The 20,977-nt window shown below is 72.2% G+C and carries 19 protein-coding genes; 14 read left to right on the top strand and 5 right to left on the bottom strand.

Annotation, left to right across the window (positions count from 1 at the left end; translation table 11 throughout):
* Positions 1-7: 7 nt before the first annotated feature.
* On the bottom strand, positions 8-1,390 hold the full coding sequence (locus ACFYOB_RS32660) for an FAD-binding protein (protein WP_388566152.1): 1,383 nt from the start codon (positions 1,388-1,390) through the stop codon (positions 8-10).
* Positions 1,391-1,493: 103 nt separating this feature from the next.
* Positions 1,494-3,299: a glycoside hydrolase family 15 protein gene (locus tag ACFYOB_RS32655; protein WP_388566149.1), complete on the bottom strand. Its 1,806-nt coding sequence runs from the start codon at positions 3,297-3,299 to the stop codon at positions 1,494-1,496.
* 507 nt (positions 3,300-3,806) lie between these two features.
* Here ACFYOB_RS32655 and ACFYOB_RS32650 point away from each other — a divergent pair.
* The 14 genes from ACFYOB_RS32650 (at position 3,807) to ACFYOB_RS32585 (ending at position 19,144) form a co-directional block, all read left to right on the top strand.
* Complete coding sequence (locus ACFYOB_RS32650; protein WP_388566147.1) at positions 3,807-5,441, top strand: CTP synthase; 1,635 nt, start codon at positions 3,807-3,809, stop codon at positions 5,439-5,441.
* Positions 5,442-5,523: 82 nt separating this feature from the next.
* Complete coding sequence (locus ACFYOB_RS32645) at positions 5,524-6,153, top strand: NUDIX domain-containing protein (RefSeq protein WP_388566209.1); 630 nt, start codon at positions 5,524-5,526, stop codon at positions 6,151-6,153.
* 140 nt (positions 6,154-6,293) lie between these two features.
* A complete protein-coding gene (locus tag ACFYOB_RS32640) occupies positions 6,294-8,264 on the top strand; it encodes a tetratricopeptide repeat protein (RefSeq protein ID WP_388566145.1) in 1,971 nt (656 codons plus the stop codon).
* Positions 8,265-8,416: 152 nt separating this feature from the next.
* Positions 8,417-9,532 carry an alanine dehydrogenase gene (ald, locus tag ACFYOB_RS32635; protein WP_388566143.1) on the top strand — a complete coding sequence of 372 codons (1,116 nt, stop codon included), beginning with the start codon at positions 8,417-8,419 and terminating at the stop codon, positions 9,530-9,532.
* 449 nt (positions 9,533-9,981) lie between these two features.
* Complete coding sequence (locus ACFYOB_RS32630; RefSeq protein WP_362398297.1) at positions 9,982-11,019, top strand: ParA family protein; 1,038 nt, start codon at positions 9,982-9,984, stop codon at positions 11,017-11,019.
* Positions 11,004-11,513 carry a hypothetical protein gene (locus tag ACFYOB_RS32625; RefSeq protein WP_388566141.1) on the top strand — a complete coding sequence of 170 codons (510 nt, stop codon included), beginning with the start codon at positions 11,004-11,006 and terminating at the stop codon, positions 11,511-11,513. The genes ACFYOB_RS32630 and ACFYOB_RS32625 overlap by 16 nt, the downstream gene beginning before the upstream one ends.
* 160 nt (positions 11,514-11,673) lie before the next feature.
* Positions 11,674-12,891: a segregation and condensation protein A gene (locus ACFYOB_RS32620; protein ID WP_388566207.1), complete on the top strand. Its 1,218-nt coding sequence runs from the start codon at positions 11,674-11,676 to the stop codon at positions 12,889-12,891.
* Entirely contained in the window at positions 12,888-13,523 is a 636-nt protein-coding gene (scpB, locus tag ACFYOB_RS32615; protein WP_388566139.1) for an SMC-Scp complex subunit ScpB, read from the top strand. The genes ACFYOB_RS32620 and scpB overlap by 4 nt, the downstream gene beginning before the upstream one ends.
* A complete protein-coding gene (locus ACFYOB_RS32610) occupies positions 13,523-14,803 on the top strand; it encodes a pseudouridine synthase (RefSeq protein WP_388566137.1) in 1,281 nt (426 codons plus the stop codon). Before scpB ends, ACFYOB_RS32610 begins: the two co-directional genes overlap by 1 nt.
* A gap of 129 nt (positions 14,804-14,932) precedes the next feature.
* Positions 14,933-15,529: a nicotinamide riboside transporter PnuC gene (pnuC, locus tag ACFYOB_RS32605; protein WP_388566135.1), complete on the top strand. Its 597-nt coding sequence runs from the start codon at positions 14,933-14,935 to the stop codon at positions 15,527-15,529.
* Complete coding sequence (locus ACFYOB_RS32600; protein WP_388566133.1) at positions 15,526-16,605, top strand: AAA family ATPase; 1,080 nt, start codon at positions 15,526-15,528, stop codon at positions 16,603-16,605. The genes pnuC and ACFYOB_RS32600 overlap by 4 nt, the downstream gene beginning before the upstream one ends.
* Positions 16,602-17,345 carry an NUDIX domain-containing protein gene (locus tag ACFYOB_RS32595; protein WP_388566131.1) on the top strand — a complete coding sequence of 248 codons (744 nt, stop codon included), beginning with the start codon at positions 16,602-16,604 and terminating at the stop codon, positions 17,343-17,345. Before ACFYOB_RS32600 ends, ACFYOB_RS32595 begins: the two co-directional genes overlap by 4 nt.
* Entirely contained in the window at positions 17,342-18,373 is a 1,032-nt protein-coding gene (locus ACFYOB_RS32590) for an ADP-ribosylglycohydrolase family protein (protein ID WP_388566128.1), read from the top strand. The genes ACFYOB_RS32595 and ACFYOB_RS32590 overlap by 4 nt, the downstream gene beginning before the upstream one ends.
* 3 nt (positions 18,374-18,376) lie before the next feature.
* Positions 18,377-19,144: a DNA polymerase beta superfamily protein gene (locus ACFYOB_RS32585; protein WP_388566125.1), complete on the top strand. Its 768-nt coding sequence runs from the start codon at positions 18,377-18,379 to the stop codon at positions 19,142-19,144.
* Here ACFYOB_RS32585 and ACFYOB_RS32580 read toward each other — a convergent pair.
* The 3 genes from ACFYOB_RS32580 to ACFYOB_RS32570 all read right to left on the bottom strand — a co-directional run bounded on the left by ACFYOB_RS32580 (position 19,124) and on the right by ACFYOB_RS32570 (position 20,756).
* Positions 19,124-19,813, bottom strand: a complete 690-nt coding sequence (locus ACFYOB_RS32580) for a DNA polymerase beta superfamily protein (RefSeq protein WP_388566122.1) — start codon at positions 19,811-19,813, stop codon at positions 19,124-19,126. The two genes, ACFYOB_RS32585 and ACFYOB_RS32580, sit on opposite strands and share 21 nt — an antisense overlap.
* A gap of 28 nt (positions 19,814-19,841) precedes the next feature.
* Entirely contained in the window at positions 19,842-20,330 is a 489-nt protein-coding gene (locus tag ACFYOB_RS32575; RefSeq protein ID WP_388566119.1) for a Rieske (2Fe-2S) protein, read from the bottom strand.
* A gap of 84 nt (positions 20,331-20,414) precedes the next feature.
* On the bottom strand, positions 20,415-20,756 hold the full coding sequence (locus ACFYOB_RS32570) for a DUF952 domain-containing protein (RefSeq protein ID WP_388566117.1): 342 nt from the start codon (positions 20,754-20,756) through the stop codon (positions 20,415-20,417).
* Positions 20,757-20,977: the final 221 nt, after the last annotated feature.

The raw sequence follows: 20,977 nt of genomic DNA, 5'->3' as shown, positions 1-20,977 counted from the left end.
CGGTCGCTCACGTCGGCCGGATGTTGTGGTTGAAGCGGAAGACGTTGTCCGGGTCGTAGCGCCGCTTCAGCTCGCCCAGCCGCCGCATGTTCTCGGTGCCGAGGCCCGCGACCACCCGGTCGTGGCCCTCGTCCCCGGTGAAGTTGAGGTAGACCGCGCCGGTGCTCCACGGCCGGACATCGGCGCGGACGTCCTTGACCCACTGCCGCACCCGCTCGTCGTCCTCGGCGTCCTCCCAGATCCCGAAGGGGTGCACCGCCCACGGCGCGTCCCGGAACGGCACCGGGTAATCGGCCGGGCCGGAGGCGATCGCGCCGCCCTGCGGCCAGACCACGTGCTGGGTGCCGGTCGGCACCGGCATGGTGTCGGCGCGGGCGCAGAAGGCGTCCACGAAATCGTCCGGGACGCCCGTGAGGTACTCCGCCGACCAGTAGTTCCGCATGCCCGGCGGGTCGTCGATCATGCACTGCAGGTCGGCGTACGGGATGGCCGTGACGATCTCGGACTCGTGCGGGATCGCCAGCAGCGGCGCGGCGATCCGTCGCATCTCGTCCTCGGGCCCCGCGTACGTCAGCAGCGCCGAGGCGAGCAGCCGGCCGACCAGGTGCGGCGGGACGAACTCCTCCGGCGGACCGGTCAGGTAGATGGCGCCGCCGCCCGCCTCGGGCGGTCCCGCCTCGATGACGTCCCGGAAGGTACGCACCACCTCGGGCCCGCGTTCCGGCAGGTACAGCAGGAACGCGATCGACATGGCGGGCAGTTCGTGCAGCCGCAGGGTCAGCGAGGTGGCGATGCCGAAGTTCCCGCCGCCGCCGTGCAGTCCCCAGAACAGGTCGGGGTGGTCCTCCGCGGTCACCTGGAGCAGCTCGCCCTCCGCCGTGACCAGGTCCACGCCCAGCAGATTGTCCACCGCCAGGCCGAACTTCCGGTCCAGCCAGCCGGTACCGCCGCCCAGCACGAAGCCGCCGACGCCCGTCGTCGAGGCCCGGCCGCCGGTGGTCGCCAGCGCGTACGGCTGGCAGGCCCGGTCCAGGTGGCTCATCGTGGCCCCGCCCCCGATGTGGGCCGCCATGGCCGCAGGGTGGACCGTCACCTCGTGCATCCGTCGCAGGTCCACGACCAGGCCGCCGTCGTTGAGGGACATCCCGGCGACGCTGTGCCCGCCGCCGCGCACGGCGATCTTCAGGTCCAGGTCCCTCGCGAAGCGTACGGCGGTGACCACGTCGGCCGTGCTCTCGCACTGGGCGATGACGGCCGGCCTGCGGTCGATCATCGCGTTGAAGAGCGTCCGGGCCTCGTCGTACCCCGGGTCGTCCGGGGCCAAGACGTCACCGGCCAGATCCTCGCGGAGCGCGGCGAGCGCCGTGCCCGCCTTCGAGAGGGGCGTCATGGGCTCCCCCTTCCGAGAAGGGCATGGGAAACCCTTCCAGGGTAGGCGGAGACGATCACCGGGGCGCGGCGGAGGAGATCCGTGCCCGTGCCCCGGTCCGGCGCTACCCCCCGTACGCCCCGCTCGCGGTGAGCCGCAGCGCGGTGTCGATCAGCGGAACGTGGCTGAAGGCCTGCGGGAAGTTCCCGACCTGGCGCTGGAGCCGCGGGTCCCACTCCTCGGCCAGCAGCCCGAGGTCGTTGCGGAGCGACAGCAGCCGCTCGAAGAGCCGCCGCGCCTCGTCCACCCGCCCGATCATCGCCAGGTCGTCCGCCATCCAGAACGAGCACGCGAGGAAGGCGCCCTCGTCTCCCTCCAGGCCGTCAACGCCGGCCTCCTCGCCCGCCGTCGGGTAGCGCAGGATGAAACCGTCGGGCGTGGACAGCTCGCGCTGGATCGCCTCGATGGTGCCGATGACCCGCTTGTCGTCCGGCGGCAGGAAGCCCATCTGCGGAATCAGCAGCAGGGAGGCGTCCAGTTCCTGCGAGCCGTACGACTGGGTGAACGTGTTGCGCTCCTTGTCGTAGCCCTTCTCGCACACGTCCTGGTGGATCTCGTCGCGCAGCTCGCGCCAGCGCTCCAGCGGGCCGTCCGCGTCCCCGCTCTCGATCAGCTTGATCGTGCGGTCCACGGCCACCCAGGCCATCACCTTCGAGTGCACGAAGTGGCGGCGCGGGCCGCGTACCTCCCAGATGCCCTCGTCCGGCTGGTCCCAGTGGGTCTCCAGATAGCGGATCAGCTTGAGCTGGAGCAGCGAGGCGTAGTCGCTGCGGGCCAGGCCGGTCATGTGGCCCAGGTGCAGGGCCTCGGTGACCTCGCCGTACACGTCGAGCTGGAGCTGCCCGGCGGCGCCGTTGCCGACGCGGACCGGGCGGGAGTTCTCGTAACCCGGCAGCCAGTCCAGCTCGGTCTCGCCGAGCTCCCGTTCGCCCGCGATCCCGTACATGATCTGCAGGTTCTCGGGGTCGCCGGCCACCGCGCGCAGCAGCCACTCGCGCCAGGCGCGGGCCTCCTCGCGGTAGCCGGTGCGCAGCAGCGACGACAGGGTGATGGCGGCGTCGCGGAGCCATGTGTAGCGGTAGTCCCAGTTGCGGACACCGCCGATCTCCTCCGGCAGGGAGGTGGTCGGCGCGGCGACGATCCCGCCGGTGGGGCCGTACGTGAGGGCCTTGAGGGTGATCAGGGAGCGGACCACGGCCTCCCGGTAGGGCCCGTGGTACGTGCACTGCTCGACCCACTCCCGCCAGAACTCGGTGGTCGAATCGAGGGCCGCCTCGGCGTCGGGGGCCTCCGGCGCGCCGCGGTGCGAGCGCTCCCAGCTGATGCTGAAGGCCATCCGGTCGCCCGGCCCGACGGTGAAGTCGGAGTACGTGGTCAGGTCCTTGCCGTACGTCTGCGCGTCGGTGTCCAGCCACACGGAGTCGGGGCCGGCGACGGCGACGGTGCGCCCGTCGACCTTGTGCACCCAGGGCACGACCCGCCCGTAGCTGAACCGCATGCGCAGCGCGGAGCGCATCTTCACGCGCCCGCTGACGCCCTCGACGATGCGGATGAGCTGCGGCGCGTGGTCCTCACGGGGCGGCATGAAGTCGATCACGCGGACCGTCCCGCGCGGGGTGTCCCACTCCGATTCGAGCACCAGCGAGTCGCCGCGGTAGCGGCGGCGGCTGGCGCGCGGGGCCTCCGAACCGGCCGCGAAGGCCGGGCCGATCCGCCAGAACCCGTGATCCTCGGTGCCGAGGATGCTCGCGAACACGGCATGGGAGTCGAAACGAGGCAGACACAACCAGTCCACCGCCCCGTCCCGGCAGACCAAGGCGGCGGTCTGCATGTCCCCGATCAGTGCGTAATCCTCGATGCGCCCGGACACGTTGCATCTCCAGTCGAACGGTCACGTCCACCCCGAAGGGCGCTTGCATTGCGCTGGTTGCGCGGTCTCCTGTGTGCAGGGATCCCCGCGTCGAGCCCATGATTCCGTATGTCGGCTCGGTTAGGCCGTGCGACGGACTGCTCGGCGGCGATGTGTGCAATATCCGAGCAGGATATGACGGCACCCTAGTGATCCCCTTAAGCGCCGGAAGAATGCTGCTCCCCCAATCGGGTGACCAGCGGCGATGTCGCCCGGGCGGCCGCAGGGCGCCCTGGTACGGCACCCGCGCGCAGCGTGGCCGGAGGCGGACGGGCCCGGGCGCTGATAGGCTGGTACCCCGTGGACCGGTGGTCTGCCTGTGCGAATCAGGAGCCCCGAAACCGCAGCTTCGGCGCCCCCTGAGACCCTTCCGGATCGATGGTGGCCGGCGCCGGACGCACCTCACCTCGCGACCACGGGAGCCCCCTCTTGGCGACGCCGCCCGCTGCTTTTCGAAACAGCACAGCCATGACGACCAAGCACATCTTCGTCACCGGAGGTGTCGCTTCGTCCCTCGGCAAGGGCCTGACGGCCTCCAGCCTGGGTGCGCTGCTGAAGGCGCGCGGCCTTCGGGTCACGATGCAGAAGCTCGACCCGTACCTGAACGTCGACCCGGGCACGATGAACCCGTTCCAGCACGGCGAGGTGTTCGTCACCAACGACGGCGCCGAGACGGACCTGGACATCGGCCACTACGAGCGCTTCCTCGACGTCGACCTCGACGGCTCGGCCAACGTCACCACCGGCCAGGTCTACTCGCAGGTCATCGCCAAGGAGCGGCGCGGCGAGTACCTCGGTGACACCGTGCAGGTCATCCCGCACATCACCAACGAGATCAAGCACCGCATCCGGCGCATGGCGACCGAGGACGTCGACGTCGTCATCACCGAGGTCGGCGGCACGGTCGGCGACATCGAGTCGCTGCCGTTCCTGGAGACCGTCCGCCAGGTCCGTCACGAGGTCGGCCGCGACAACGTCTTCGTCGTGCACATCTCGCTGCTGCCCTACATCGGCCCGTCCGGCGAGCTGAAGACCAAGCCGACCCAGCACTCGGTCGCGGCGCTGCGCAACATCGGTATCCAGCCCGACGCGATCGTGCTGCGCGCCGACCGCGAGGTCCCGACCTCGATCAAGCGCAAGATCTCGCTGATGTGCGACGTCGACGAAGCGGCCGTGGTCGCGGCGATCGACGCCAAGTCGATCTACGACATCCCCAAGGTGCTGCACACCGAGGGCCTCGACGCGTACGTCGTGCGCAAGCTCGACCTGCCGTTCCGCGACGTGGACTGGACGGTGTGGGAGGACCTGCTCGACCGGGTCCACAACCCCGACCACGAGGTCAAGGTCGCGCTCGTCGGCAAGTACATCGACCTGCCCGACGCCTACCTGTCGGTGACCGAGGCGCTGCGCGCCGGCGGTTTCGCCAACAAGGCCCGCGTCCAGATCAAGTGGGTCACCTCCGACGACTGCAAGACCCCGGCGGGCGCCGAGGCGCAGCTGGCCGACGTGGACGCGATCTGCGTGCCCGGCGGCTTCGGCGACCGCGGCGTCAACGGCAAGGTCGGCGCGATCACCTACGCCCGCGAGAACAAGATCCCGCTGCTCGGCCTGTGCCTGGGCCTGCAGTGCGTGGTCATCGAGGCCGCGCGCAACCTGGCGGGCATCGAGGACGCGAACTCCACCGAGTTCGACGCCTCCACCTCCCACCCGGTCATCTCGACCATGGAGGAGCAGCTGGCCTTCGTCGAGGGCGCGGGCGACCTGGGCGGCACCATGCGCCTGGGCATGTACACGGCCAAGCTGGCCGAGGGGTCGATCGTGCGCGAGGTCTACGGCGACGCCTACGTCGACGAGCGCCACCGCCACCGCTACGAGGTCAACAACGCCTACCGCGGCGAGCTGGAGAAGAAGGCGGGCATCGTCTTCTCCGGCACCTCCCCGGACAACAAGCTCGTCGAGTACGTCGAGTACCCGCGCGAGGTGCACCCCTACCTGGTGGCCACCCAGGCCCACCCGGAGCTGCGCTCGCGCCCGACCCGCCCGCACCCGCTGTTCGCGGGCCTGGTCAAGGCGGCGGTGGAGCGCCAGCAGTCGGCCAAGTGAGGCGCTGACCGCATAACGTAGACAGCCGGGGCAAGGATCTTGCCCCGGCTGTCGCGTTTTCGGAAAGGTACCCGGCATGACCATGGGCATTGCAGACACCGCCGAGTCGTGGGAGGTCGTCGCCTCCCGGACGCCGTTCGAGGGCGCGAAGACGGCGGTCCGGACCGAGCAGGTACGCATGCCGGACGACGCGGTGGTGCGCCGGGACTATCAGGTGCACCCGGGATCGGTGTGCGTGCTGGCGCTGGACGAGGACGGCGCCGTGATCGTGCTGCGCCAGTACCGGCACCCGGTACGGCACAGGCTGTGGGAGCTCCCGGCCGGGCTGCTCGACGTACCCGGTGAGAACCCGCTGCACGCCGCCCAGCGGGAGCTGTACGAGGAGGCGCACGTCAAGGCGGAGGACTGGCGGGTGCTCGTCGACTTCTTCGCGTCCCCCGGCGGGTCGGACGAGGCGATCCGGATCTTCCTCGCGCGGGGCCTCTCCGAGGCGGAGGGGGAGCGGTACAAGATGTCGGACGAGGAAGCGGACATGGAGACCGCCCGCATTCCGCTCACGGACCTGGTCGGGGGCGTCCTCGCGGGCCGGATCGGCAATCCGGGGCTGGTGACGGGGGTCCTGGCGCTCTCCGCGGCCCTGGCCGCCCCGGGCGGCCTCGACACCCTCCGCCCGGCCGCGTCCCCGTGGCCGGCCCGCCCGTACGAGGCGTAGCGACGGGCGGCAGGACCGTGCGGCCCAGCGGTGTGACCATCGGCTGATCCGATCGGGGGATTTGCCCGCCGCGCTCCACCCGGGTCGTCGCTCTGCGTGAACTACGCTCGCAATCCGGAGGCAGGGAGAGGAGCGGACCCGTGACGGATTTCGTCGGGCGGCGGCGTGAGCTCAAGGAGCTGCGCGAGGACATCGCACGGACCGGGCTCGACACCCTCTCGGGCCGCAAGGCCAAGGCACCCCGCGCCCGCGTGCTGCTGGTCGCGGGGCGGCCGGGGTCCGGGCGGACCGCTCTCGCCGAGGCGTTCGTGCGCGAGGTCGCCGGGCAGTACCCCGACGGGGTGCTCCGGACCCGCCTCACCGCACCCGGCGGTCAGGCCGTGGAAACCGAACGGGCCGTCAGGGGCCTGCTGGAGGGGCTGGGGCAGTCCACCCCGCCCGGGGCCGGCGAGGACGAGCTCAGCTCCGCCCTGCGCGCCGCGCTCGACGGGCGCCGGGTGGTCGTCCTCGTCGACGACGCCGCCGACCCGCACCAGGTCGACGCCCTGCTCCCGGACACGCCCGAGTGCCTCGTCGTGGTCACCGCGGAGGGGCCGCTCACCGGGATTCCGGACGTCCGCCCGTGCACCCTCGGCGGGCTGGACACCCCCTCCGCCGTGGAGATGCTCGTGCAGCGCATCGGCGACACCCGCGTCACCGCCGACCCCCGCGCCGCCGAGGCGCTCGCCGAGGAGTGCGGCGGCCAGCCCGCCGCGCTGGCCCTCGTCGGCGGCTGGCTCGCCGCCCACCCCAAGGCCTCCGTCTCCGACGTGGCCAAGCAGCTGCACGACATGCCCGTCGGCGCCGGCGGCCCGCTCGTCCGGGCCTTCCGCCTCGTCTACGAGTCCCTGCCGCAGCCCGCCCAGCGGACCCTGCGGCTGCTGCCGCTGGCCCCCGCCGGCAACGTCGACTCGCACACCGCCTCCGCCCTGGCGGGCTGCTCCGTGGCCGCGGCCCAGTCCACGCTCGACGACTTCGCCGGGCTCGGCCTGCTGCGTCACGGCCCCGACGGCCTGTTCCTGCTGCCCGGCTGCCTCGTGCCCCAGCTCCAGGCCCTGCTGGAGACCAAGGAGCGCCCCGCCGAGGTCCAGCTCGCGCGAGCCCGGATGCTGGAGCGCACCGTACGGCTCCTGCACTCCTGCCGGGCCATGGCCGAGGACGAGGACGACGGTCTGGACGTACGGGAGAAGCTGGAGGGGCTGCCGCGCGCCCTGCGCTTCCCCGACCGGCGGGCCGCCGCCAAGTGGCTCGACACCCGGCTGCCCGCGCTCTCGGCCGCGGCCACCCTGGCCGTGGCCGACGGCGAGCTGGACACCCTGGCCCGCAGGCTGGTGGCCGCCCTCGTACGGGCCCTCGCGGAGCACCGCGGCACCGCCGAGGCCGCCCCCGAGCTGTACGGGCTGCACCGGCTGGTCCTGGACGTGGCCGAGCGGCGCGGGCTGCACCGGGAGCAGGCGGCCGCGCTGCTGAACCTGGCCGACCTGGACGCCGCGACCGGGCGGACCCAGGAGGCCCTCGACCGATACCGGGCCGCGCTGCATGCCGGACGGGCCGCGAACGACCCGTACGCGACAGGTCGCGCGATGGAATCCGTAGGCGGCGCCTACCAGGCGCTGGAGGACTGGCACCGGGCCTGCGACTGGTTCGGCCGGGCGCTGGCCCATGCCCTCGCGCGGGGGGAGCGCCCGGACGAGGCCCGGCTGTACGGGCGGCTCGGCAACGTACACACGTACGCGGGCCGGTACGGGGACGCGCTGCGCAGCTGGCGGGCCGCCGCCGCGGGCTACCGCCGGCTGGCCGATGTCCCGGGTCAGGCGAAGGCGTTGAGCGAGATGGCCCGGGTCCAGGAGTACGCCGGCCGCCCCGAGGAGTCGCTGCACACCTGCCGGGAGGCGGTGGAGCTGGCGCGGCGCGCCGGGGACCAGCGGCTGCAGGCCGCGCTGCAGGTCCGGCTGGCCGACACGCTCGATCGGCTGGGCGACCCCGCGGCCGCCCGCCTGCACCGCTCCGCAGCCGACAGATTGCTGGGAGACGACCCCGCAGCCTGCGAAATCCGTAGTGATTCCGACTGAGATTATTTGTTTGCAAGGCTAGACACGAGTTCATCCTTCATTAAACTGGGTTCACCACGTCATCCCGTGGTGCATCCCGTTGCGCGTACTTGTGGGCGGGTATGTATGGAAGTGCCCCGTAATATCCCCTGAGCCAAGGACCGTGATCGACGATGAAGGTCGGCATCCCCCGCGAGGTCAAGAACAACGAGTTCCGGGTCGCCATCACGCCCGCCGGCGTGCATGAGCTGGTCCGCAACGGCCACCAGGTCTTCATCGAGCAGAACGCCGGTGTCGGCTCCTCGATCACGGACGCGGAGTACGTCGCCGCCGGTGCCGAGATCCTCGGCACCGCCGACGAGGTCTGGGCGACCGCGGACCTGCTGCTGAAGGTCAAGGAGCCCATCGCGGAGGAGTACCACCGCCTCCGCAAGGACCAGACGCTCTTCACCTACCTGCACCTCGCGGCGTCCCGCGAGTGCACGGACGCCCTGCTGGAGTCCGGCACCACCGCCATCGCGTACGAGACGGTCGAGCTCGCCAACCGCGCGCTGCCGCTGCTCGCCCCGATGTCCGAGGTCGCGGGCCGCCTGGCCCCGCAGGTCGGCGCCTACCACCTGATGCGCTCGGCCGGCGGCCGCGGCGTGCTCCCGGGCGGCGTCCCCGGCACCCACGCCGGCGAGTGCGTGGTCATCGGCGGCGGCGTCTCCGGCTGGAACGCCGCGCAGATCGCCATCGGCATGGGCTTCCACGTGACCCTGCTGGACCGCGACATCAACAAGCTCCGCGAGGCCGACAAGATCTTCGGCACGAAGATCAAGACGATCGTCTCCAACGCCTACGAGCTGGAGAAGGCCGTCATCGAGGCCGACCTCGTCATCGGCGCCGTGCTGATCCCGGGTGCGAAGGCCCCGAAGCTGGTCACCAACGAGCTCGTCGCCAAGATGAAGCCCGGAAGTGTCCTTGTCGACATTGCGATCGACCAGGGCGGCTGCTTCGAGGACTCCCGTCCGACCACCCACGCCGAGCCGACCTTCCAGGTCCACAACTCGGTCTTCTACTGCGTCGCCAACATGCCGGGCGCGGTGCCGAACACCTCCACCTACGCCCTGACCAACGCCACGCTGCCCTACATCGTGCAGCTCGCGAACCTCGGCTGGGTCGAGGCGCTGCGCCGTGACCCCGCGCTCGCCCTGGGCCTCAACACCCATGACGGCCAGGTCGTTTACGGTCCGGTCGCCGAGGCCCACGGCCTGCAGACCCTTGAGCTGAGCACGCTGCTCGGCTGAAACGTCAACGACTGACGTCAATCTCACGTATCCGGCCGGACCTTGCCCGCAAGGTCCGGCCGGACGCGTTTGCCGGGGTCACCGCGGAGGCTCTCAACTCGCCTCGAACGTAACCCTTTAACCCTTTCGCGCACCCGCGAAACTTCGTGGCGACGGCGCGTGCGCCCTTGACAGAGCGGTGTTCGGTTGCCGACACATCGTGCCGGGTCCGGCGGATTGTGTTGCCGCTGAGTGGTGACACGCCATAGAGTCGCCAACCGTCGGCATGGTGCCACGCTGACCTATCGATAAGTGTCCTGGTCACGTCCGAGGAGGTAAGACGACTTGTGAATGAGTCGACATTTGCTCCTGGGGGTGGTCGAGCAGGGACGCCGGAGCGGGGCCAAAGCCCCGCCGGGCTCGAGGCTGTCGGCTCCGTCGCAGTCCGCACCTTCGCAAACCACCAGCACATGACGACGCCCCAAAAGAGCATGGACGGCCTAGACGTGAACTCCAGGGCCGGCGACCTGAGCGGCGAAAAGCCCACTGGTTTCGCCGACTACGACAATGTGCCCGAAGGGCACTTCTACGACCCCGACGCGGAGTACGAACCGGACCCCGAGTACGCGGCCACCCTCGCCCCCGACGCTGCCCGCCAGCGCCGTGAGCGGATCGGCCCGACCGGACGCCCGCTCCCGTACTTCCCCATCCCGGGTCCGCTGACCGACCACGGTCCCGCGAAGATCATCGCGATGTGCAACCAGAAGGGCGGCGTGGGCAAGACCACGTCGACCATCAACCTGGGTGCCGCTCTCGCCGAGTACGGGCGCCGCGTGCTGCTCGTCGACTTCGACCCACAGGGCGCGCTGTCCGTGGGCCTCGGCGTGAACCCGATGGAACTCGACCTGACGGTCTACAACCTGCTCATGGAGCGGGGCATGTCGGCCGACGAGGTGCTGCTCAAGACGGCGGTCCCCAACATGGACCTGCTGCCGAGCAACATCGACCTGTCCGCTGCCGAAGTGCAGTTGGTCAGCGAGGTCGCGCGCGAGTCCACCCTGCAGCGGGCCCTGAAGCCCCTGATGGCCGACTACGACTACATCGTGATCGACTGTCAGCCCTCGCTCGGTCTGCTGACCGTGAACGCCCTGACGGCGGCTCACAAGGTCATCGTCCCGCTGGAATGCGAGTTCTTCGCGCTCCGCGGCGTGGCGCTGCTGACCGAGACCATCGAGAAGGTGCAGGAGCGGCTCAACCCCGAGCTGGAGCTCGACGGCATCCTCGCCACGATGTACGACTCCCGTACGGTGCACAGCCGTGAGGTGCTGGCGCGCGTCGTCGAGGCCTTCGACGACCACGTCTACCACACGGTCATCGGCCGGACGGTGCGCTTCCCGGAGACCACGGTCGCCGGTGAGCCGATCACGACGTACGCGTCCAACTCCGTCGGGGCCGCCGCCTATCGCCAGCTGGCCAGGGAGGTGCTCGCCCGGTGTCACGCCGAGTGAGTCTGCCCGGAGCCGACGAACTGTTCCGTACGACCGGCGGGATGGCCCTGCAGTCCTCCTCGCCGAGGCGGGGCGCCGACGAGGCGCCTGCCGCCGAGCACTCGGCCTCCTCGGCCGAGGGCGCGGCGGGCGAGGGCCGCAGCCGGGAGGCCGAGGCCGGCCCGGATCCCGTGGTGGGCGCACCCCGGCGGCCGCAGGAAGGTTCTGTCAGCTCCGCCAACGGGGCGGCCCAGCCGGACCGGCGGGGCAAGGGGCAGGGCCGGGGCGCCAACCGGCGGCCCAGCGGGCGGGAGCGGCACGACGAGAAGATCACGGTCTACGTCTCCGCCGAGGAGCTCATGGACCTGGAGCACGCGCGGCTGGTGCTGCGCGGGGAGCACGGCCTGGCGGTCGACCGCGGCCGCATCGTCCGCGAGGCGGTGGCGGTCGTCCTCGCCGATCTCGAATCCCGCGGGGACGCGAGCATCCTCGTACGGCGCCTCCGCGGCCGCTGACCGGCCGCGCCCGCCCCCTGCGGACCGAGCCGGGCCCGCGCGGCCCGGCCCCGCGGGCCCATCCGGCCGGATGAGCGGGACAGCCCTTAGGCTGCTCGTGGCCGCGGGCGACTCCGCGGGCCCTGTCGCCTGCCACCCGTTCCGCACCACCTGGACCGCGATGCCCTACCCCGCCGAACCCGGCCGACCGACCCGGCGACTCCTGGGCCGCGGGCCCGGTACGCCGCAGGACGGCCCTGAGCCGCCCGCTGCGCGGCGGGGACGGCCCGGAGGCGGGGCGGAGCCTCCGGAGCTCCCCGGGCCCGCTGAAGGGGCCCCTGAAGCCCGCGACGAGCCCCCGGCCGAGCCTGCGGCCCCGGCGGAGCCTGCGGCCCCGGTCGAGCCTGCGGCCCCGGTCGAGCCTGCGGCCGCGGCGGATTCTCCGGCCCCGGTCGAGCCTTCGGCCCCGGCGGAGCCTTCGGCCCCGGCGGAGCCTTCGGCCCCGGCGGAGCCTTCGGCCCCGGTCGAGCTTCCGAGCCTGGCCGAGCCTGCGGCTCCGGCCGAGCCTGCGGCCCCGGTCGAGCCTTCGGCCCCGGCCGGGGGCGACGGGCGGTTCACGTTGCGGCTCGCCAACTTCGAGGGGCCCTTCGACCTGCTGCTCCAGCTGATCTCGCGGCACAAGCTCGACGTCACCGAGGTCGCGCTGTCGAAGGTCACCGACGAGTTCATGGCCCACATCCGGGCCATGGGGCCCGACTGGGACCTCGACCAGATGACCGAGTTCCTCGTCGTCGCCGCCACCCTGCTGGACCTGAAGGCCGCCCGGCTGCTGCCGGCCGCCGAGGTCGAGGACGAGGCCGACCTCGCCCTGCTGGAGGCGCGCGACCTGCTCTTCGCCCGTCTGCTGCAGTACCGGGCGTACAAGCAGATCGCCGAGATCTTCGAGCGGCGGGCGGAAGCGGAGGGCAAGCGGTACCCGCGGACCGTGGGGCTGGAGCCGCACCACGCCGACCTGCTGCCCGAGGTCGTCATCAGCATCGGCCCGGAGGGGTTCGCCCGCCTCGCCGTCAAGGCCATGCAGCCCAAGGCCAAGCCCCAGGTCTACGTGGACCACATCCACGCGCCGCTCGTCAGCGTCCGCGAGCAGGCCGGGCTCGTCGTGCGGATGCTGAAGGCCCGCGGCGAGGCCACCTTCCAGGAGCTCACGGAGGACACCGAGGACATCCTCACCGTCGTCGCGCGCTTCCTGGCCCTGCTGGAGCTCTACCGCGAGAAGGCGGTGGCCCTGGACCAGGAGGAGGCCCTGCAGACCCTGACCGTGCGCTGGAGCGGCGGGGACGGCGACGGCATGCCGACCGTGACCGACGAGTTCGACCAGATCGTGGAGGCGAAGGATTGAGCAGCGACGCGAGCGCGGTGGCCGCGCTGGAGCTGAAGCCGGCCCTGGAGGCCGTCCTGATGGTCGTGGACGAGCCCGCGACCGAGGCGCACCTCGCCAAGGTGCTGGAGCGCACCCCGCGCGAGGTGGCGGACGCGCTGCGCGAGCTCGCCGACGAGTACACCCACCAGGGCCGCGGCTTCGAGCTGCGCCCGGTCGCCGGCGGCTGGCGGTTCTACACCCGGGCGCAGTACGCCCCGGCGGTCGAGGGCTTCGTACTGGACGGCCAGCAGGCCCGTCTCACCCAGGCGGCCCTTGAGACCCTGGCCGTCGTCGCGTACCGCCAGCCGGTGAGCCGGTCCAGGGTCTCGGCGGTCCGCGGAGTCAACTGCGACGGGGTCATGCGGACCCTCCTCCAGCGGGGTCTGGTGGAGGAGGCGGGGACGGAACCCGAAACAGGTGCGATCCTGTACAGGACGACGAACCACTTTTTGGAGCGGATGGGCCTACGAGGCCTGGACGAGCTCCCGGAGCTCGCGCCCTTCCTCCCCGAGGCGGACGCGATCGAAGCCGAGACGCAAGAAGGTGTGCCGTCGTTCGATCCGGACTCACCGGATACCGATGAAGACGACGACAAGACGACGGAACTTTGATGCGAAGCAGCGGCAACGGCAACGGCGGCGGCAACAGGAACAGCAGTGGCGGTGGCGGCGGCGGGCGTGGTAGCGCCCGCGGCGGCTCGGGCGGCGGTGGCTACCGCGGTGGCGGCTCCTCCTCCGGCGGCGGTGGCTCCCGCGGCGGCTCCTCCGGCGGTGGCTACCGCGGTGGCTCCTCCTCCGGCGGTGGCTACCGGGGCGGCTCCTCCTCCGGCGGCGACCGTGACCGCGACCAGGCGCCCCAGCGTCCCCGCAACCCGCGCCCCGAGGAGCGCCGCTACGACGTCGGCCCCGAGGGCGAGCGCAGCGGCCGCTCGGGCCCCAAGGCGGGCGGCGGCGGTGCGCGTGGCGCGGCCGCGCGCGGTGGCGCCAAGGGCGCCCCGAAGACCTCCAAGACCCCCGGCATCGGCGGGGCCGGCGGCCCGCGCCGCGGCCCGGGCAGCCGCAGCGGCCAGTCCCGCCCGCGTGAGCTGGACGCGCGGATCGAGGAGCGCGTGCGCGACCGGTACGCCGACAAGCCCGTGATCAAGACGCCCAAGACCTTCCCGGGTGCCGAGGAGGAGGGGGAGCGCCTGCAGAAGGTGCTCGCCCGCGCCGGCATGGGCTCGCGCCGTGCCTGCGAGGAGCTCATCGAGCAGGCCCGCGTCGAGGTCAACGGCGAGATCGTGCTGGAGCAGGGCAAGCGCGTCCAGCCGAAGGACGAGATCAAGGTGGACGGCCTGACCGTCGCCACCCAGTCGTACCTCTTCTTCGCGCTGAACAAGCCCGCCGGTGTCGTCTCCACCATGGAGGACCCGGACGGCCGCCAGTGCCTGGGCGACTACGTCACCAACCGTGAGACGCGTCTCTTCCACGTCGGCCGGCTCGACACCGAGACCGAGGGCATCATCCTGCTCACCAACCACGGTGAGCTGGCCCACCGCCTGACGCACCCGAAGTACGGCGTGCAGAAGACCTACGTGGCCGCGATCACCGGCTCGCTGCCGCGCGACATCGGCAAGCGCCTCAAGGACGGCATCGAGCTGGAGGACGGGTACGCCCGCGCCGACAACTTCCGCGTCGTCGACCAGGTCGGCAAGAACTACCTGGTCGAGGTGACCCTCCACGAGGGCCGCAAGCACATCGTCCGCCGCATGCTGGCCGAGGCGGGCTTCCCCGTCGACAAGCTCGTCCGGACCTCCTTCGGCCCGATCGAGCTGGGCGACCAGAAGTCCGGCTGGCTGCGCCGCCTGACCAACACCGAGGTCGGCATGCTGATGCGCGAGGTCGGTCTGTAGGACCGCCTGATCGCCTGACGGCCAGGACCGAGGAAAGCCCGCAGTGCCTTACGGCGCTGCGGGCTTTTCCCTTGTCCGGGACCCCTCCCTCTGTTTATAGTCAACATGACTATTAAAGGAGGGGTGGTCATGAGCTGGACCGAGGTACTCGGATTCGCCACTGGTGCCCTGTGCGTCTGGCTCGTTGCCCGGCAGCACGTCGCCAACTGGCCGATCGGCATCGCCAACAACATCTTCTTCATCGTGCTCTTCACCCAGGCCGGCCTGTACGCCGACGCCGGGCTGCAGATCGTCTTCATCGCCCTCGCCGCGTACGGCTGGTGGTCCTGGACCCACGGGGGTGGACCAGGAACCGCCGAGGCCCTGCCGGTGCGCCGCACCACACGCACCGAATGGGTCTGGCTGGCCGCGGCGGGGGCGGTGGGGGTGATCGGCCTGACCCTGCTGCTGGGCGAGGTCACCGACTCCACCGTCCCGTTCTGGGACGCCCTGACGACAGGGCTCTCGCTCGCGGCCACCTACGGCCAGTGCCGCAAGCTCGTCGAGTCCTGGTGGCTGTGGATCGCCGCCGACCTCGTCTACATCCCGCTCTACGCCTACAAGGAGCTCTACCTCACCTCCGTCCTCTACGTCGGCTTCCTCGCGCTGTGCGTGGTCGGCCTGATCGGCTGGCGGCGGACGCTCCCGGCCCGGGAGGCCCGTACGGCCATGGAGGCGCGGGCATGAGGCGCCACGGGCACGGCCTGGTCCTCGGCAAGTTCTATCCGCCGCACGCCGGCCACCACCACCTGGTCCGCACCGCCCAGGACCAGTGCGAGCGGCTGACCGTGCTGGTCTGCGCGGCCTCCGTGGAGTCCGTCCCGCTCGCCGACCGCGTCGCCTGGATGCGCGAGGCGCACCCGGGCGCGGAGGTCGTCGGCGCGGTCGACGACGTCCCGGTCGACCTGCACGACCCGGCAGTCTGGGAGGCGCACATGGCGATCTTCCGGGCCGCGGTGGCCGGGCCGGTGGACGCCGTCTTCACCTCCGAGGAGTACGGGACCGAGCTCGCGAGGCGGTTCGGTGCCGAGGAGGTCTGCGTGGACCCGGCGCGGACGCTGTTCCCGGTCTCCGGGACGGCGGTGCGGGCGGATCCCGTCGGCTGCTGGGACTTCCTGGGCCCGGCCGTACGGGCCTTCCTGACGCGGCGGGTCGTCGTACTCGGCGCCGAGTCCACGGGGACGACGACGCTGTCGCGGGCGCTGGCCGCGCACTACCGGCGGCGCGGCGGTGTGTGGGCCGGGACGGGCTGGGTCGCCGAGTACGGGCGCTCGTACAGCGAGGAGAAGCTGGCGGCGGCCCGCGCCGCCGACCCCGCGGCCACCTGGGCGGACATCTCCTTCACCTCGGAGGAGTTCCCGGTCATCGCGCGGCGCCAGGACGCCGACGAGGAGCGGGCGGCCCGGCTGGGCTCGCCGGTGCTGTTCTGCGACACCGATTCCTTCGCGACCGGTATCTGGCACGAGCGGTACACGGGCGGCCGCAGCGAGGAAGTGGAGAAGACCGCCTCCCTGACCCGGCGGGACCTCTACCTGCTGACGGACGACGCCGACGTGCCCTTCGAGGACGACGGGCTGCGGGACGGCCCGCACCTGCGGCCCTGGATGACCGGGCGGTTCCGCGAGGAACTGGAGCGCACAGGCAGGCGTTTCCTGCTCGTACGGGGCGACCGCGAGGAGCGGCTGGCGGCGGCCGTGGCGGCCGTCGACGAACTGCTCGCCGAGGGCTGGTACTTCGCCGATCCCCTGCCGGAGACCCGGTGAGCGGGGCGCTGCCCGCGGGCTACGACCCGCATGCCTTCGAACCGTTCGCGGTGACCGTCGACCTGGCGGTGTTCACCGTACGGGGCGGCCGGCTGCACGTGCTGCTGATCCGGCGCGGCCAGGAGCCGTACGCGGGGGCCTGGGCGCTCCCCGGCGGCTTCCTCCTGCCCCGGGAGTCCGCCGAGGCGGCCGCCCGCCGCGAGCTGGCCGAGGAGACCGGCCTGTCGGCGGCCCTGGTGGCCGGCCTGCACCTGGAGCAGCTGCGCACGTACAGCGAGCCGGACCGCGATCCCCGGATGCGGGTGGTCTCCGTGGCCTTCACGGCGCTGGTCCCGGACATGCCGGAGCCGGTGGCGGAGGGCGGCGGCGACGCGGCTGGGGCCCGCTGGATGCCGGTGGGGGAGGTCCCCGGGCTGGCCTTCGACCACGCGGTGATCCTGGCGGACGCCCGGGAGCGGATCGGCTCGAAGCTGGAGTACACCTGCCTGGCCACCGCCTTCTGCCCGCCCGAGTTCACCCTCGGGGAGCTCCAGGCCGTCTACGAGACCGTCTGGGACACGGCCCTGGACCGACCCAACTTCCGCCGCAAGGTCCTGGCCACACCCGGCTTCGTCGAGGCCGTACCGGGAGCCGCCCGGCTGACCGGCGGGCGCGGCAAACCGGCCGCGCTGTACCGGCCCGGACCGGCGACCTCCCTGCACCCGCCCCTGCTCCGCCCCTCGGAAGGACAGCCACGATGACGCTGACGACGACAACGAGCACGAAGCGCGCGGCGACGGGCGCCCTGATCGGCCTGGCGCTGGGCGACGCCCTGGGCTTCCCCACGGAGTTCAACGACGTGCCGTCGATCCTCGCCAAGACGGGCCCGTGGCGCGAGATGAAGCTGCCCCGCCCGGCGATCGTCACGGACGACACCCAGATGACGCTCGCCCTGGCCCGCGGCATACGGACGGCCGCGGAGCGGGGCCGGGTCGGCCCGCTGCGCCTCGCCCGGCCGGTCCGGGAGGAGTACGTCGACTGGTACCACTCCCCGGAGAACAACCGGGCCCCGGGCAACACCTGCCTGACCGCCTGCCGACTCCTCGCCGACCCGGAGCGGGACTGGCGGGACGCCAGCCAGGTCGGCTCCAAGGGCTGCGGCGCGAACATGCGGGTGGTCCCGGTGGGGCTCGTCCCCGGCTGGACCGAGGAGGAGCGGGCCGGCGCCGCCCAGCTCCAGTCGGCCCTCACCCACGGCCACCCGACGGCCCTGGCCGCCTCGGACCTGACGGCGCGGGCCGCGCACCTGCTGGCGGCGGGCACCGAGGTGACGGGCCTCGTCGGACGGCTGCGCTCGTACGCCCTGGAGAACCGCACCCGCTACCACGAGCGCTGGCTCGGGGACCTGTGGATGCGGACGGCCTCCGACGCCTCCGCGGAGTCCTTCATCGCGCGGGGCTGGGACGACTGCCTGGCGGTCCTGGACCGGCTGGCGGCCGCCCTGCGGAGCCCGTCCCCGGAGACGGACCCCTGTCTGACCACGGGCGACGGCTGGATCGCGGAAGAGGCCCTCGCCACGGCCCTGCAGTGCTTCCTGCTCTTCCCGGAGGAACCCCTCCTGGCCCTGCGCCGCGCGGCATGCACGAGGGGCGACTCCGACTCCATCGCCTGCCTCGCGGGCGCCTTCGCGGGCGCCCACCTCGGCGCGGACGTCTGGCCCCGCGACTGGGAGGGCGGCATCGAGTACCGCGACGAACTCCTGGCCTTCGGCACCCTCTGGGACGCGTGATCCATGCTGGACGCACTGAGTATCGACCTGACCCCCGTCGTGGCGGAGCAGCCCTACCCGCTGCTCTTCGCCACGGTGTCGGGCGCCCACCTCTACGGCTTCCCCTCACAGGACTCGGACGTCGACCTGCGCGGCGTCCACGTCCTGCCGGCGGCGGCGCTGCTGGGCCTGCGCGACCCGGAGGAGACCCGCAGCCGCATGTGGGACCGCGACGGCGTGGAGATGGACCTGGTCACGCACGACCTGCGCAAGTTCGTGACGCTGCTGCTGCGCCGCAACGGCTACGTCCTGGAACAACTGCTGTCCCCGCTGGTGGTCCACACGACGCCCGCCCACGCCGAACTCGTGGCGCTGGCCCCGGGCGTGCTGACCTCCCACCACGCCCACCACTACCGGGGCTTCGCCAACACCCAGTGGCGGCTCTTCGAGAAGGCCGCCGAACTCAAACCGCTGCTCTACGCCTTCCGGGCCCTGCTCACCGGCATCCACCTGATGCGCGCGGCCGAGGTGCAGGCGCACCTGCCGACCCTGCTGGCGGAGGTCCCGGAGGCGCCCGGCAGGCTGGCCGGGCTCGTCGAGGCCAAGGCGGCAGCCGAACACGGGGCGTACGAGGGGCCGCCCGTCGCTGCCGTACGGGAGGAGTTCGAGGCGCTGCACCGGGTACTGGACGAGGCGCAGGCGGCCTCCGCCCTGCCGGAGCAGGGGACCGCGTACGACGCGCTCGACGAGTTCGTCGTACGGCGGCGCGCCCTAGCGGACGGCGAGGGCTGACGCGCGGCGGGTGCGGACGAGGAAGTCCTCGACGCGGGCGTGGTCGGGCTCCGCGGGGAGCGGGGTGGCGGTGAGGGCCGCTTCGGTCTGCGCCACGAGGCGGGACATCCAGGCGTCGGCCTCGTCCCAGGTGAGCTCGCCGCGCCGGACCGCCAGAAGGCGGTCGCGGTACGGGCCCGCGTCGATGTTCAGGCGGCCCGTGCGCAGGAGGTCGCGGCAGGACAGGAGCAGGCGCATCAGGTGCATGGCGTGCTTCCAGCGCGGGGCGCCGTGGTTGCGGACGTCCGCGAGGAGTTTGCCGCGCTGGGAGGCCGCGTACCGGCTGAAACTGGTGTGGGCCCGGCGGGAGAGGAAGGCCTCGCGCAGGGAGAGCAACTCCTCGCCGACCGGCGTCAGCTGTTCCACCAGGGGGGAGTGCAGGCACTCCAGGATGTTCGGGTTGGCGCGCAGGGCCAGTTCGCAGAAGCGTTCCAGCTCCCAGGAGAACTCCTCGTCCCGAGGGCCCTCCACATGCGTGGGGGGCTTGCCGAACCGCCAGAACAGCGGCGTGGGGGCGAGGTAGACACCGCGCCGGTCGGTGTCGCTCGCCTCCGTCGCCAGCCCGAACGCCCGGGAGCCCATCACGCACTGGTAGACCGTGTGGTCCCGTACCAGGGTCAGTTCGTCCATCCACGGAGCCTAGGCTCCCGACCTGCCGCTATGCGAGCGAGATACTGCCGTCCGACCCGACCGTGATCTTCTTCTCCGGGAGCGGGCGGGTGGCCGGTCCCTTGGTCACGGCGCCGTCCGCCACCGCGAACTTGCTGCCGTGGCAGGGGCAGTCGATGGTGCCGTCCGCCACCTTGTTCACCAGGCAGCCCTGGTGGGTGCAGACCGCGCTGAAGCAGCGGAAGGACCCTGCGGTGGGCTGGGTGACGACCAGCTTCTCCTCCTTCAGCACCGTGCCGCCGCCGACCGGCACGTCCGCCGCCTTGGCGATGGCCTTACCGCCCCCCGCGGGCTGGGACGAGGCCGGCTGGGAGGTGTCCGGCTGGGCCGACGGGGCGGACACGGTGGGCGCGGTCGCCGACGGGCTCTCGGGCGCCTTCTCGCCGTCACTGCCGCAGGCCGTGAGCGCGCCTCCTGCCAGGGCGGCCGCGCCGGCCGCGAGTACCGTGCGCCGGGCCGTGTTCGTGGGATCGCTCATGCGTGTTTCTCCTCGCTTCGTGGCCGGATGGGCGAGCAGCATCCTGGCCTGCGGCGGGCTCCAGGTGAAGCCTGCCGCGCCGTTTCAGTGGCCCGGCGGCCATGGGGCCAGTGTGGCGGGACTGCCGGGTGTGCGTACCACCTCCCACACGCGGATCACGGCGCTCCGGTTCAACGGGCCGTGGACGTGTGGGTACAGGCCGCCGGATTCACCTTCGCGGCGGACCTCGGCGGTCAGTGCGTCTTCGTCGAGTTCCACCGCGAGCAGCGTCCCCGCCACCTCGCGGTAGTGCGTGTCGGCGATCGCGAGCGCCGTGGGGCGGTCGGCCGAACAGTGCACGAAACCCTCCGAGTCGAGCGAGGGCGGGGCGTACGGCAGTTCGGGCGCCGCGGTCCAGTCGGCGAGCGGGACGAGGTGGAAGATCATGCCGATCGTTCTACCGCAGTGACCGGGAGCAGCGCGTGGGCCAAGTGGCGGCAGTGTCCGCCATGGGTGACATTGCCCGTGTCTCGAAGCCGGGTACGCCGCCGTCGCGCGGACACGACGGCGCGAAGGGCCCGGCCGCCGTCCCACGGGACGGGCCGCCGGGCCCTTCGCCCGTCCCGGCTGGCTACTCTGGCCGGGCAGTCCCGTCACCGTGCCGCAGC

Source organism: Streptomyces sp. NPDC006463 (assembly GCF_042870715.1).
Taxonomy (GTDB): domain Bacteria; phylum Actinomycetota; class Actinomycetes; order Streptomycetales; family Streptomycetaceae; genus Streptomyces.
Note: the sequence above shows the minus strand (reverse complement) of the source record. Positions and strands in the feature narration are given on the sequence as shown.

Excerpts from the sequence above, each read along its gene's own strand:
- ACFYOB_RS32660 (WP_388566152.1), bottom strand. The coding sequence starts at position 1,390 with ATGACGCCCCTCTCGAAGGCGGGCACGGCGCTCGCCGCGCTCCGCGAG.
- ACFYOB_RS32650 (WP_388566147.1), top strand. The coding sequence starts at position 3,807 with ATGACGACCAAGCACATCTTCGTCACCGGAGGTGTCGCTTCGTCCCTC.
- ACFYOB_RS32645 (WP_388566209.1), top strand. The coding sequence starts at position 5,524 with ATGGGCATTGCAGACACCGCCGAGTCGTGGGAGGTCGTCGCCTCCCGG.
- ald (WP_388566143.1), top strand. The coding sequence starts at position 8,417 with ATGAAGGTCGGCATCCCCCGCGAGGTCAAGAACAACGAGTTCCGGGTC.
- ACFYOB_RS32630 (WP_362398297.1), top strand. The coding sequence starts at position 9,982 with ATGACGACGCCCCAAAAGAGCATGGACGGCCTAGACGTGAACTCCAGG.
- ACFYOB_RS32620 (WP_388566207.1), top strand. The coding sequence starts at position 11,674 with ATGCCCTACCCCGCCGAACCCGGCCGACCGACCCGGCGACTCCTGGGC.
- ACFYOB_RS32610 (WP_388566137.1), top strand. The coding sequence starts at position 13,523 with ATGCGAAGCAGCGGCAACGGCAACGGCGGCGGCAACAGGAACAGCAGT.
- pnuC (WP_388566135.1), top strand. The coding sequence starts at position 14,933 with ATGAGCTGGACCGAGGTACTCGGATTCGCCACTGGTGCCCTGTGCGTC.
- ACFYOB_RS32600 (WP_388566133.1), top strand. The coding sequence starts at position 15,526 with ATGAGGCGCCACGGGCACGGCCTGGTCCTCGGCAAGTTCTATCCGCCG.
- ACFYOB_RS32590 (WP_388566128.1), top strand. The coding sequence starts at position 17,342 with ATGACGCTGACGACGACAACGAGCACGAAGCGCGCGGCGACGGGCGCC.
- ACFYOB_RS32585 (WP_388566125.1), top strand. The coding sequence starts at position 18,377 with ATGCTGGACGCACTGAGTATCGACCTGACCCCCGTCGTGGCGGAGCAG.
- ACFYOB_RS32580 (WP_388566122.1), bottom strand. The coding sequence starts at position 19,813 with ATGGACGAACTGACCCTGGTACGGGACCACACGGTCTACCAGTGCGTG.
- ACFYOB_RS32575 (WP_388566119.1), bottom strand. The coding sequence starts at position 20,330 with ATGAGCGATCCCACGAACACGGCCCGGCGCACGGTACTCGCGGCCGGC.
- ACFYOB_RS32570 (WP_388566117.1), bottom strand. The coding sequence starts at position 20,756 with ATGATCTTCCACCTCGTCCCGCTCGCCGACTGGACCGCGGCGCCCGAA.